The 13160-nt window shown below is 70.9% G+C and carries 10 protein-coding genes; 4 read left to right on the top strand and 6 right to left on the bottom strand.

Annotated features, from left to right (window positions below; translation table 11 throughout):
• Positions 1–255: 255 nt before the first annotated feature.
• Positions 256–1743: a ricin-type beta-trefoil lectin domain protein gene (locus K7862_RS06135; protein WP_308011870.1), complete on the top strand. Its 1488-nt coding sequence runs from the start codon at positions 256–258 to the stop codon at positions 1741–1743.
• Between the two features lie 138 nt (positions 1744–1881).
• On the opposite strand, the gene K7862_RS06140 is transcribed toward K7862_RS06135, so the two are convergent.
• From K7862_RS06140 to K7862_RS06155, 4 genes are all read right to left on the bottom strand, one after another.
• Positions 1882–4287, bottom strand: a complete 2406-nt coding sequence (locus tag K7862_RS06140; RefSeq protein WP_262412749.1) for a ricin-type beta-trefoil lectin domain protein — start codon at positions 4285–4287, stop codon at positions 1882–1884.
• Positions 4288–4426: 139 nt separating this feature from the next.
• The gene (locus tag K7862_RS06145; RefSeq protein WP_222961387.1) at positions 4427–5956 is read right to left on the bottom strand and encodes an arabinofuranosidase catalytic domain-containing protein; all 1530 of its coding nucleotides are present in this window, start codon (positions 5954–5956) and stop codon (positions 4427–4429) included.
• Between the two features lie 528 nt (positions 5957–6484).
• Positions 6485–7696 (bottom strand): MFS transporter, encoded by a 1212-nt coding sequence (locus K7862_RS06150; protein WP_222961388.1) that lies wholly within the window; start codon positions 7694–7696, stop codon positions 6485–6487.
• A 153-nt stretch (positions 7697–7849) separates the two neighbouring features.
• Positions 7850–8413, bottom strand: coding sequence for a TetR/AcrR family transcriptional regulator (locus K7862_RS06155; protein WP_222961389.1), 564 nt, complete (start codon positions 8411–8413; stop codon positions 7850–7852).
• An 84-nt stretch (positions 8414–8497) separates the two neighbouring features.
• On the opposite strand from K7862_RS06155, the gene K7862_RS06160 reads away from it, so the two are divergent.
• Positions 8498–9382: an NAD(P)H-binding protein gene (locus tag K7862_RS06160; RefSeq protein WP_222961390.1), complete on the top strand. Its 885-nt coding sequence runs from the start codon at positions 8498–8500 to the stop codon at positions 9380–9382.
• 78 nt (positions 9383–9460) lie between these two features.
• Here the strand turns inward: K7862_RS06160 and K7862_RS06165 are convergent, their stop codons facing one another.
• A complete protein-coding gene (locus K7862_RS06165) occupies positions 9461–9922 on the bottom strand; it encodes a MarR family winged helix-turn-helix transcriptional regulator (RefSeq protein WP_222961391.1) in 462 nt (153 codons plus the stop codon).
• 80 nt (positions 9923–10002) lie between these two features.
• Between K7862_RS06165 and K7862_RS06170 the strand changes: the two genes are divergently transcribed.
• The gene (locus tag K7862_RS06170) at positions 10003–10941 is read left to right on the top strand and encodes an NAD-dependent epimerase/dehydratase family protein (RefSeq protein ID WP_308011887.1); all 939 of its coding nucleotides are present in this window, start codon (positions 10003–10005) and stop codon (positions 10939–10941) included.
• 34 nt (positions 10942–10975) lie between these two features.
• Here K7862_RS06170 and K7862_RS06175 read toward each other — a convergent pair whose 3' ends face one another.
• The gene (locus tag K7862_RS06175; RefSeq protein WP_222961393.1) at positions 10976–11851 is read right to left on the bottom strand and encodes a LysR substrate-binding domain-containing protein; all 876 of its coding nucleotides are present in this window, start codon (positions 11849–11851) and stop codon (positions 10976–10978) included.
• An 87-nt stretch (positions 11852–11938) separates the two neighbouring features.
• Between K7862_RS06175 and K7862_RS06180 the strand changes: the two genes are divergently transcribed.
• On the top strand, positions 11939–13150 hold the full coding sequence (locus K7862_RS06180) for an MFS transporter (protein WP_222961394.1): 1212 nt from the start codon (positions 11939–11941) through the stop codon (positions 13148–13150).
• Positions 13151–13160: the final 10 nt, after the last annotated feature.

The following is a 13160-nucleotide window of genomic DNA, read 5'->3' on the forward strand; positions in this document are numbered from 1 at the left end:
ACCGCACCACTCCGGTATCGGCCACCCGTTGCCCTCGATTCCGGCGGGCAGGCCGGCGTCGGCGTGACCAACGTGACGCATGCGGGAGGGGTTGACAGGGGCATGCGGCATGATGCACGCTGCCGCCGTTACCTGTACGACACATAGCCTCTGATGCATGGGCATGTGTCGGATACCCTTTCGCATGTTAGCGCTCACAGCTCCCCGAGCGCGGCATTCCTTGGCCGTCACCCCCCACCGCCAGGAGAGAACGCCGTGAGAAAGAGGATTCCGCGTCTGACCGCGGGCTTGGCAGCCACCGCCGTGCTCTCGGCCGGGCTGCTGGCGATCGGGCCGGCCGCACATGCCGCTCCTGCGGCGAGGCCGGCAGACGCCGCACCCGCGGCGGCAGCCGCGTCCACCAGCCAGTTCCACGGCGTCAACTGGGCCGACCCGAACGACAACTTCATCACCGGTCCCAACATTCCGGTGGGCCTGTCGGCGTCGGACAGCTACGCGACCGTGTACACGAAGTCGACCGCGATCCTGAAGGGCTTCCAGGGTCTGGGAGCGAACACCGTGCGCATGGGCTTCAACGCCGCGACGACCTCCGGCTCCTGGTGGAACAGCTACACCGCGGCCCTGGACGCCGCGACCGCACTGGGCATGAACGTCATCGTCGCGCCCTGGTTGCAGGGCGGGAAGGTCAGCGACACCGCGTCGTTCACGCAGATGTGGGACACGATGATCAACAAGTACGGCGGTCACGGCAACTTCTACTTCGACATCATGAACGAGCCGTACGGCTACAACGCCGGCGAACTGACCGACTTCGAGGCCGCCTGGCTCGCCCGCTACCCCAGCCTCCCCCGAGGCCACGTGATCGTGCCCGGGCTGTACTCGGACGGGAACCTGTGCGCCGTCGGCTCGGACACCAGGCTGTCCGGCACCCTGCTGTCGATCCACATCTACGGCATGTTCGGCGACTCCCACACCACCGAGGCCGCGTGGGTCGACGACTTCACCGGGAACCTGTGCGGGCACGCCGACCGGGCCGTGCTCACCGAGTTCGGCGTCCCCATGAACACCGGGTTCGACTACGACGGCCCCAAGGACGGCGTCAACGACCGGTCGTACCTCTACGCCATCACCGACACCGTGCGCGGTCTGGGCATGGGCTCCGTGCTGTGGACCGGCGTCAGGGAGGCGAACCAGACCCAGGGACCGGGCCCGTGCGAGAACGCCTCGTGCGCCGTCACGGCCCTCAGCGGCAGCGGTACCGATCTCTCGGTGCACGTCACCAACCAGTCCGGGCTCGACCGGCTCCAGTGGGGCTGGGGCATCGGCACCAACCCCGGAGGCGGCGGCACCGGCGGCAACAGCGGCGTGCTGCGCGGCACCGGCTCCAGCCGCTGCCTCGACGTCCCCGGCGCCGGCTCCGCCAACGGCACGCAGACCGAGATATGGGACTGCAACGGCGGTGCCAACCAGTCCTGGACCCTCGACGCCGCCAGGGAACTGGTGGTGTACGGCGACAAGTGCCTCGACGCCTACGGCAACGGCTCCTCTCCGGGCACCAAGGTCGACATCTGGGACTGCAACGGCGGCGCCAACCAGAAGTGGAGCCTCAACGCAGACGGCACGGTCACCAATGCCCTCTCCGGCCTCTGCCTGGACGTCACAGGAGCCTCGACGGCCAACGGCGCCATGGTCGAGCTGTGGACGTGCAACGGCGGCAGCAACCAGAAGTGGAGCCGCCAGTAGTCCGCGGCCGGGTGGCGTCCAGGGCAGGTGCGACGGCGCGCCTGCCCTGGACGCACGGCGGCCGACACCCGCCCTGTGGTGCGGCAGGGCTACGGCCACGGCCGCTGTCGGCGACGCGCCCTCACGCGGTACCTCTCGTCAGGACAGCGTCCATTGCTGGTTGGATCCGCCGTTGCAGGTCCACAGCTCCGCCAGGGCGCCGTTGGCCGTCGACGCCCCGGTCACGTCCAGACACAACCCGGACTGCACCCCGGTGATCGTGCCGTTGGAGTTGAACGTCCACTGCTGATTCGCCTGCCCGTTGCACGTCCAGGTCGCCACCTTCGTCCCCGGCGCCGTGCCCTTGTTACTGGCATCCAGACACAGCTGACTGCCACCGCCGAACACCGTCAGCTGACCGGAGGACGTCCGCGTCCACGACTGGTTCGCCTGACCGCTGCAATCCCAGATCTGCACCTGCGTCCCCGGCGTCATCGACGAGTTCGGCACATCCAGACACCTGCCCGCACCCACCGCACGCAGCGCACCCGACGTCCCCCCACCGGAGCCCGTCACACCCGCCTGGGCCATCACCTGCTGTGCGCCGGACGGCCAGCTGGCGCCGCTGACCTGGACGTTTCCGGTCAGGACGTTGTTGTGCGGTGAGCCGGTGGCGACCTGCGTCGCCCCCGCGTTGTACCAGTTCCCGGAGAAGGTGCTGTCGCTGGTGTTGTTGGTGCTACTGGCGTTGGTGAAGGCCCACACACCCGAGTCCTGGATCACGTTGTCGCTCAGGCTCACGTAGCGCGAACCCTCGTCGAGGTACAGGCCGACCGTGTGCTGGTTGTCGTAGACGTAGTTGTGGTCGATGCTGGCACCCGGGTTGGCGGACAGGTTGTAGATGCTGCCGCCGTCGTGGAAGACCTTCTTCGTTCCGTGCACCAGGTTGTAGCTGACCACGGTGTTCTTCAGAGTGGTGGCCGTGGTGTAGACCGGCTGGTAGTCGTACAGGCCGCGGTTGCGGTAGTCCTGACTGCCCCCGGCGTCGTTGGCGCCCCAGCCCCAGCCGACGTCGATGCCGTCGTAGGCGAGGTCGGCGACCTCGTTGTGGCTGATCACCGCGTGGGTGACGTAGGTCGACAGGATGCCGGCCATGTCCTTGTAGTCCTTGGCCACGTCACTGATCCGGTTGCCCTGGATGGTGATGTTCTGGTCGGTCATCGCGGGGTTCGACGGGTGGTGGGCGTCGGGCTGGACGCCGCCGACCACGATGCCCGCTCCGGAGTCGTCGGTGAAGGCGCTGCCCGCGACCGTGACGTTCGAGGCGCCCAGGCCCACGCCGGAGGCGTGGGCGTCGGCGTCGTTGCCGATACCGAGACCGACCTGGCCCAGATGGGCGAAGGCGTCACCGGTGAAGGTGATGTTGCCGGCGGCGGAGACCTGCACGGCCGCCGGAACCTGGTTCCAGCTGTTGCGGGCGGCCTCGAAGAGCCGGCATCCCGACTGGCAGGACGTCATGAAGTCCGAGGGCTGCGCGAAGGTCCGGGCCAGGAACGTACCGCTCTGCTGGTCCGCGTAGCCCACGCTGCTGCTGGGCTGCAGCCATGTCGTGTGCTCGAAGGCGATGCCCTGGAAGGTGATGTCGTGGGCCGGGCTCGAGTAGCTGCCGCCGACCTGGAGCAGCGAGCTGAGCTGCGGCAGTTCGATGTCGTGCGCGGTGGGCGACCAGCCGGCGGGCGCCTTGTAGTACAGCTGTCCCGCCTGCGGGTCGAGGTACCACTGGCCGGCGTTCTTCAGGAACGCGTAGGAGTTCTCGAGCTGCAGGGAACCGCCCGCGAAGGGGCTGGCCAGGGTGTCGTAGCCCCAGTTGTTGTTGTTCCACGCCGGCTGCTGCATCGTGACCGTGGAGCCGCTGATCGACTGCACCGGGGCGTAGCGGTCGGTGAAGGAGTTCTGGCTCTCCACCTCGATCCGGTTCTGCTGCGGCAGCGTGGCCAGGTAGTCGAGTGCCGCGTTGACGAGGGTCATCCCGCTCGCGGTGACGCGTACGTCGTTGCGCGAGATCGTGACGGCGGCCCGCGGGGCGAGCAGGTTGTCCACGTACAACTGCCGCGAGTCGGTACCGGCCGGCACGGACGCGGCGTAGATGTTGTTCGCCGAGTCCTTCAGCGACCATCCCGTCACCTGCCGACCGCCCGAGATCACCGGCGTCACACCCGGGGCCGCCTGCCAGACCACGGCGTGCCCGTTGCTGCCGGAGTCCGCGGCACCCAGCGCGAGCGGTGCGGAGAGCCGGTACGTGCCGCCCGCCAGCTGCACCACGATGTCGCCGGTCATGTTGCCGTCGAGGGCCTCGACGGAGGCCTTCGCCTGCGTCAGCGAGCAGGGGGCGGCCGCGGAGCAGGAGGTGCCGCTGCCGGTGGGCGAGACGTACACGGTGGTCATGGTCGCCGCGTGCGACGTCACGGCGGGAGCGGCGGCGACGACGCCGGCGGCCAGCGCCGCGACGATCACCGCCCGCAGCGGTCGGCCTTCCGCAGGGCGTCTGCGCAGGGTGAACATCATGAAGGGCTCTCTCTCGGGGGGATGAACTTCACGGGGCCGCCCCCGGCCGGTACGGGCCGGGGACGGCTCTGGCGCGCGACGGACGGCGGCCGCGCGGGAACGGGCCGGCCCGTGGCTCAGCCGCGGGCCGTGCGTGTGATCAGCCGCGCGTCCATTTCTGGTTGGCGGCGCCGGTGCACTGCCACAGCTGGACGAGGGTGCCGTTGGCGGTGCCGTAGGCGCTGGCGTCCAGGCACAGACCGGACTTGACGTTGGTGACGCTGCCGTCGGAGTTGAGATTCCACTGCTGGTTGCTCTGGCCGTTGCAGTCCCAGATGATCGCCCGGGTGCCGTTCGCGGTTCCGTTGGCCTCGTCGTCCAGGCACTTGTTGCCGTACACCCGCAGTTCCCTGGCACTGGTCACGGTCCACTGCTGGTTGGTGCCGCCGTTGCAGTCCCACAGCTCGGTCTGGGTGCCGTTGGTCTGGCTGAGGTTCGGCACGTCCAGGCAGCGGTTGGCGTTGCTGTTGCGCAGCGCCGTGCCGTTGCCGGGGGGCGTGGTGGTGCCGTTGCCGCCGTATCCGGCGGCGGTGATGCTCGCCTGCACAGCGTTCTCGGTGGCGTCCGACGGGTATCCGCCGGTGATGGCGCCTTCGAAGAACTCGCCCTGGCCGGACACGCTGTTGTCGCCGCCTGTTCCCAGCAGCAGGGAGCTGTCGGTCTTCATCGGCGAGTACCCGTTCGGCAGGCCCCCGGAGTAGGTGGTGGTGAGCCCGCCGCTGGTCGCGTCCCCGTATTTCAGTGTGAAGTTGCTTGTCCCGTTGTTCTTCTCCCAGGCGCTGACGAACGGGTAGTGGACGCCCTGGTTGTTGGCGTCCTTGTTCGAGCCGCTGCCCGTGTGGTACATGCCGTTCTCCAGGTCGGCCTCGACCCAGGGGCCGGTGCCGACGCAGCCGCCGAACCAGCAGGCGTTGCCCCAGTAGATGGCGTTCATGGTGGCGTTGCCGGTGTCCGTGTGCGAGTTCTCACCACTGCCGTAGTCGAAGCAGCACCACTGGTTGGTGTAGTTCGACGAGGTCACCATGTAGATGCCCTCGGGCTGGGAACCGGTGGGGGCGCCGCTGGCGTGGTCGAGCCGGTAGCCGGTGCCGGGGGTCGACTTGATGCCGAAGACCTGGTGGCCGTTCAGGGTGACGGGCAGCGCCGCCGCGTCGGCGCCGATGTCCGAGCCGTTGGGCCCCGGGCCCTTCCAGTAACCACCGGAGGAGATGGGCAGGTCGTTGTGCCGGCTGGTCTGGTCGTAGATCTTCGTGACGGTGCACGAGGTGCCGGCGCAGAAGGACGTCTGGGACGAGGCGTCGGCGTAACCGCCGGCGGACACCGGGCCCACGTCGTGGTAGGTGTGATCGGAGGAACGCTGAACCTGGTAGAGCGGTCCGCTGTAGGCCGCGAACAACGCCCGGGTCGTGGAGTGCGCCGCTATGCACGGGGTGCCGCCGGCGGCGTAGATGTCGCAGGGCAGCGACGAGGCCGCGGCGGCCCGGACGCCGGCCGCGGTCTGTGCGGGCGGACCGCTCGCGGCGGCCCGTCCGCCGAACACGGCCACCGCCATGGCGAGGACCAGCAGAAGCACCGCCACGGGTCTGGTGCGGCCGAGGCGGGCAGGCCCGGAAGTCGTGGTGTGATGCATCGGAGCCTCCTTCGAGGAGAGGTGTGGGGGGACAGCGGTCTCCCGCGGACCGGCGGGAGAGCGGCGGGAAACGTCTGTGCCCTGGCCTGGGCGTGCGGACACGCTGCTTGTCGCGTCCGTCCGCTCACGTCACCGCTGCCGGGGATCCGGGCAGGATGAGTCAGGCTCATGGGCAGGGGCGGGCGGAGGACCGCCCGGAAGCGGCCCGGACATCTCGCGGGAGGACGGCGGGGCGACTCGGTCCAGACGAGACCGGTCGCCGGCACGAGCCCTCCGCTGGTCCCAGCGGGAGCGGCGAATGGAGCCGGGTCAGGGCTGGTTTCGGGTCACAGGGACACTCCTGGAGGTGAGGAACGTGGCCGCTCCGTTAAAGTGAGCGCTCACATTCGCCGTGGGGGGTCACAGGCGTGCGCGATCGGCCACCAGGGGTGCACCCTGGCGTCCTGCCGGAATGAGACTGACACATCGTTCGGCAGTACCTCAAGGGGCGTGCAGCACCAGCCTGTTGTGGTGTCGGGCCCGGCCGGGCTACTCCCGCGTCACGCGCCCGTTGAGCGGCTCTTCCGCGAGCAGAACGGCAAGACCCACGGCCGCCAGGCATCCACCCACCAGGGCGGTGCTGTGCGGGCCCCGGGCGTCCAGAAGGCGTCCGCCGAGCAACGACCCCAGGGCGATGCCCACGTTGAAGGCGGCTGATCCCGTCGCCGAGGCGACGTCCACGTGTCCGGGGGCGATGCGCAGGACCCGGCTGGTCAGAGCGGTGATCATGGCGGAGACGGCGAAGCCGAGCACCGCCACGCCCGTGACCGCCGCGGGCGCGTGCGAACCGGCGACCGCCAGCAGCACCAGAGCCGTGGCCACGAGCCCGACCGACAGGGTCATGGTGGCACGGGCGTCGCGGTCCGCCAGCGTCCCCGACGCGCTGGTGCCGATCAGGCCCGCCACTCCCCCCACCGCGAGGACCGCGCCCACGGTCTCCGGGGCGGTCCCCGTGACGCGCGTGAGGAAGACGGAGACGTAGGTGTAGAAGGTGAAGAAGCCGGCGACGACTAGCGCGACCGCCGTCACCAGCAGGGCGAAACGAACCCGGCTGGGCTCCGGCGCCCTGGCGGCCGGGTTGGCCTCGACCGGGGCGGTCGGCAGCAGGGCCACCACCACGGCTCCGGCGGCGAGACAGAGGGCGCCCATCGCCGCGAACGGCACCCGCCAGCCGGCCTGTTGCCCGAGCCAGGTGCCGGCCGGCACTCCCGCCACCTGGGCGAGAGACGATCCGCTGAAGAGGGCGGCCACCACCTTCGCCCTGACCTGCGCGGGGAACATGCCCGCGGCGGTGGCGGCGACCACCGACCAGATGACCGCGTGGGTGAGCGCGATGAGGACGCGGGCCACGAGCAGCGAGCGGTAGCCGGGAGCGACGGCACACAGCACCGTGCCCGCGCTGTACGAACCCAGCAGCACCGCCAGCAGCAGGCGGCGGGGGACGCGGCGTGTCAGGGCGGTCAGGGGCACGGCGGTGACCGCGACGACGAGGGAGTAGCCCGTCACCAGCAGCCCCACCGACGGCAGCGAAACCCCCAGTCCGTGCGCGATCTGCGGCAGCAGTCCCACGGGCAGGCTCTCGACCGTCGTGCAGGCGAACAGCGCGGTGGCAAGCGCGGCCACCGCGAGCGCGGCCCGCTGTCGGCTGATCGGACCGGCGGTCGTCAGCTGCGCCTGCGCCGCGCTCACTCCCCCGGTCATGGCCCGTCCACCCCCGCACTCGACACCAGGACCTCTGACCGATTGTTTCGGAGTGCTTTCCGAATGTCGAGGGGGATTCGTCGCGTGCCGGTCCGTCAGGTCACCCGCGTCGGGCCGTCCCGGGGTGCCGGCCGCGCCCGGCCCGCCCGGGCGTCACGACGCGCGGTGGCGGACGCCTTCGAGGAAGAGTGCGACGTGCCTGCGCCAGTCGGCGGTGCCCGTCATGTTGGCCATGGCACCCCGCGTGACGAGGACGAAGTCCTCGGCGGCGAAGTCGGCGCGGAGATGGCCGGCGTCCACGGCGCGCCGCACGATGCGCTCGGTGATCCGCGAGAAGTCCGTCTTCTCCGCCGCGATGTCCTTCCACCGTGGCTCTCCGGGACCGAGCAGCGCGAAGCGGAACGCGGCGTCGTTCTCGGCAGACTCCAGGTAGCCGTAGAGCAGCGTCTCGAACGCGGTCCACGGGTCCTCGGTCTCGTCCGCGGCCCGGGCGATCGCGGTCATCGACTCGAACCGGCGGCCGATGATCGCCGCGAGCAGGGCCTGCTTGTCGGCGAAGTGCCGGTACAGGGTGCCGACGCCGAGTCCGGCGCGCTCGGCGATCTCGTCCACCTGCACGGCGTCGCCCCGCTGGGCGAACAGTTCGCCGGCGGCGTCGAGGACGGCCTCACGGTTGCGCCGGGCGTCGGCGCGCAGCGGGCGTTCGGAAGCGGTCATGGTCGATCCACTGTAGTTGACGATCCGCGAGCGTCGTCCTTATATTCGGAACCGGAGTTCATGTTCCGAATAACGGAGGTTCCGATGATCGTCGTCACCACACCGACCGGCCAGATCGGCGGCGAGCTGGTCCGTCTGCTGCTCGAACGCGAGGAGCGGATCCGGGTCGTCGTGCGGGACCCGGCACGCCTGGACGACGCCGTTCGGCAGCGGGTGGAGATCGTCAGCGGTTCCCACGACGACCCCGCGGTGCTCGACCGGGCGCTGTCCGGGGCCGAGGCGCTGTTCTGGCTCGTCCCGCCGAATCCGCTGGCGCCGAGCGCGGAGGCGCACTACGTCCCCTTCGCGCGGGCAGGCGCAGCCGCCGTCGCCCGCCACGACGTGGGCCATGTGGTCGGGGTCTCCAGCGCCGGGCACGGCTGGCCCGAGCCGGCGGGCGTCCTGTCGGCCGCCTTCGCCATGGACGCCGAACTCCGCACGTCCGGTGCGGCGTACCGGGCCCTGTCCATGCCCTTCTACATGGAGAATCTGCTGCGCCAGCGCGCCCCCCTCTCCGAGCACGGCGCGTTCTCCCTGACGTGCGCGGGCGACGCGCCGCTGGCGACCATCGCGACGCGGGACGTCGCCGCCGTCGCCGCGGACCTGCTCACCGACCTTTCCTGGGCCGGACAGGACGACCTCCCCGTGTTCGGCCCGGACCGTCTCACCCCCGAGGGGATGGCCGAGGTGATCAGCCAGGAACTCGGACGCCCGGTCGCCTACCGCCGGATGGGCCTGGACGACTACGCGACGCTGCTGCGCTCCCAGGGCGCGAGCGAGCAGGCGGTCGGCGACCTCACCCAGGCGTTCGCCGCCCAGGACCACGGCATCTACGACGCGGACTGGGCGGTCGCGGCACCGGCTCCGACGGACTTCAGGACCTGGTGCCGGGAGGTCCTCAAGCCCGCCGTGCACGCCGCGAGCTCATGACCGGCACTCGGGACCCGGCACCCGGCCGCGCGTCGCGAGCCTGAACTCACCGTTCTCCCCGCGCAGTTGCGGTCGGCGTCAGCGCTCGTCCCGGTCTCGTCCTTCGGGGGGAGCGAGTACGGTCCGCAGCGCCTGCCGCAACTGCGTGGCCACGGCCGGGTCGAGCGGGGCGAGGAACCTGCCCTCCGCCGCCACGTAGGCCGCGTCGGCCTTCCGGTAGAGCGCGAGACCGCGCTCGGTCAGCTCGATCGCGTTGCGCCGGCGGTCGTTCGGGTCGGGTCTGCGGGTGACGGCGCCCCTGGCCTCGAAGGCGTCGATCAGGGCGACCATCGTGGTGCGGTCGACGCCGAGCTTGGCCGCGGCCTCCTGCTGCGACATGGGCGCGCGGCCGACGAGCACGCGCAGCACACCGAAGTCCTTGCTGTCGATCCCGAGCGGGGCGAGCGCGGCGTCGGTCAGCGCCGTCAGCCGCAGGTGTGCGTGCTTGACGAGGTAGCCGAGGGCGTCGTGCGGCTCCATGGGGGGCGGGGGCGTTGGCATGACAGCATCGTATTCCGTAAGCTGATAGTCAGCAGCACTGACAATCAGGGGCACGGACGAAGGAGACGGCATTGATTCTCGTGACAGGCGGTGCGGGTTTCATCGGTTCGCACACCGTGCGCGCGCTGCACGGGATGGGAGAGGAGTGCGTGCTCCTCCAGCGCCGCACACCCGCCGTCCCGGCGAGGCTGGCCGACCTGCGGGTGGACATGGCGCAGGGGGACGTCGCCGACCTGGAGAGCCTGCGTGCGGTGGGCCGCCGGCACACCATCACCGGGATCGTGCATCTGGCCGTCACGCTGCCCTGGGAGGCCGGCAACGACGACGCGATCGCGGCCGCGGGCCGCACCCTCGACGGATTCCTCAACATCGCGCGCGTCGCGCGGGAGTGGGGCGTGCGGCGCGTCGTCACCGCCAGCACCATCGGTGTCTACGGCGGCGTCGCCGTCGACGGCGCGCTCAGCGAGGACCTGCCCCTGCCGACGGGACACTTCCACGTCATTCCGACACTGAAGAAGGTCACCGAGCTGCTGGCCGGCCAGCTCGCGGCCGAGGCCGGCGTCGAGTTCGCCGCCGCACGCATCTCCGGCACCTGGGGTCCGGGCGGCCATCTGCCCGATCCGTTCTTCCCGGCTCCCTCCCTCGCCCACGCCGCCGCGCATCGCGTCGCACCCGACCTGACCGGCCTGGCACGCCCGCCGTACGCCGAGGACGCCCTCGATCTCTGCTACGTCAAGGACACCGGCCGCGCACTCGCGCTCCTCCAGCTCGCGCCGGCGCTCCACCACGCGATCTACAACGTCGGCTCGGGCCGTGCCACGAGCAACGCCGAGGTGATCGCCGCGATCGCCTCCGTCGAGCCCGCGTTCCAGTTCGGGCTGCCCTCAGGGGACGTCCCGCCAGCACGTTGGCTCGACACGACCCGTCTGCGCGAGGACACCGGGTTCAGCCCCGAGTACGACACCGCCGCCGCGGCCGCTGACTACATCGCTCACCTGCGGGCGGGCAGCCCACGGTGATCAGAAAGCTGTCGTCCTGTCAGGGGACGCCGCGTCAGGTCCGGTACGCCGCGATCAACCGCTCCAGCAGAGCGGTGGTGGCCTCGCCGGGCGCGGTCCGGGTCACGGCGTTGAATTCCCAGACGATGCGCTCTTTCAGAGGGACGACCGCGATGCCCTCGCTCGGCGGGATCAGCAGTTCGGGGAGCAGCGCGACGCCGAGACCGTTGGCGACGAAGACCGGGATCGCGTGGGTCTCGGTCACCTCCGCCGTGACGTCGCGCACCACGCCGCGTGCGCCCAGCGCGGCGTCGAGGACGTCCCGGTTGCCGAAACCGGCGGGCGCGTCCACGAAGGGCTGGTCGGTAAGGTCCGCCAGCGCCAGTTCCGGGCGCGAGGCGAGGTCATGGCCGGCCGCGACGACCACCGCGTAAAACGTCGTGGCGAGCCGGTGCACGGCGAGCCCGGGGGCGGTGGTCGCCGGAAGCCCGTACAGACTGAGATCGAGGCGCCCCCGCCGCACGTCGTCGGCCAGTTCCGCCGAGCCGGACGCGGACGCGCGCAGACGCAGGTCGACGAGCGGGTGCTCGCGGTGGAAGGCGCCGATGACGCGCGGGATCGCGAGGTAGCTCACGCTGGAGAACACCCCGATGCGCAGCTCGCCCCGCAGTTCACCGCGCGGGTCGGCCGCGGTGCGGGCGCGCGCCTCGGCGTCGGCGAGCGCGCGCAGCGCGGGCAGCACCGCCGCTCCGGCGGAAGTGATCCGCACTCCGCGCTGGTCCCGCTCGAAGAGGGCAGCGCCCAGCTCTCGTTCCAGCGCCCGCACGCCGGCGGAGACGGTCGACTGAGCCGCGTAGACCCGCTGCGCGGCCCGCGTGAAGCTCAGCTCGTCGGCGACCGCGATCGCGTACTCGACCAGTCGGGTTTCCATCGCTCCAGGCGCTCCATCGTCCGCATCGATGACTGTGAGCAAGTGTATGCGTTGGACGCGATGGCAGGAGCCGTCGAGCATCGAGGCATGACAACCATCGCGGCACCCGCCCAGACGCGGACCCCGGAAGGGCGCCGGCATCGAGCCGGGTTCTGGATCATCGCGCTCGTCTTCAGCACCGAGCTCGCGTTCTGCGCCCTCCCCACACCCCTCTACGCGATCTACCAGCAGCGGGACGGCTTCCCGACGATCGTCCTGACCGTCGTCTTCGCGGCATACGCCGTCGGGGTCATGCTGAGCCTGTATCTCGCCGGCCACGTCTCCGACTGGTTCGGACGCCGGCGCGTGATCCTCGGCTCGCTCCTGATCAACGTGCTCGCCGCGATCCTCTTCCTGGTCCGGAACGACGTCGCCGGCCTCATCGGCGCCCGCTTCATCAGCGGACTGGGCATCGGCGTGCTCACCGCCACGGCGACCGCACACCTTTCGGAGCTCGGCGCGGCGGCCAACCATGCCAGAAGTCGCGTCGCCCTGGTGTCGACCTTCGCCAACCTCGGCGGCATCGGCCTCGGTCCGCTGATCGGCGGTTGCATCGCGACGTGGTCCACGCGACCGCTCGTCACCCCGTACGTCGCCTTCGCCGTCCTGCTGGTCGCCGAAGGGATATCGGTCGCGTTCGTTCCCGAGACGATCGTGCGCCCTGAGGAGCGTCCCGCCTACCGGCCGCAGCGGGTCGCGGTCCCGGCCGCGGGCAGGGCGACGTTCTGGGCGGCCGGGGCGGCGGCCTTCGGAGCGTTCGCGGTGTTCGGCACGTTCATGGGACTGTCCTCGACCTTCCTCGTCGGTCTCCTCGGGCTGCACTCGCACCTGCTCGCCGGCCTGGCGCCATGCGTCGTCTTCATGGCCGCCGCCGTCGCGCAGATCGTCACCGCGCGGCTGGCGCGGCGTCCGCAGATCGGACTCGCCATCGCGCTCGCCGCGCTCGGGCTCGGGAGCATCGGTGCTGCCGCCGTCGTCTCCTCGCTGCCGCTCTTCCTCGCGGGCGGCGGGGTCGCCGGCGCCGGGATCGGCATCCTGTTCCGGGCCGCCCTCGGCACCGTCGCCGCGGTGGCCGACCCGGAACGTCAGGGCGAGGCCCTCGCCGGTGTCTTTCTCATCGCCTACGCCGGCATGACCGTCCCGCCGCTGCTCACCGCCGCCGCGCTCCGGGTCTGGCCCGCGGTCGCCGTGCTCGTCGGCCTCGTCACCCTGGCCGCGGTCCTCGTCGCGGTCGCCGGCTCCCGGATGCTGAGCCGGTGAGACCGGTGCA

Source organism: Actinacidiphila acidipaludis, from assembly GCF_019890725.1.
In the GTDB taxonomy this organism is placed as follows: Bacteria; Actinomycetota; Actinomycetes; order Streptomycetales; family Streptomycetaceae; genus Actinacidiphila; species Actinacidiphila acidipaludis.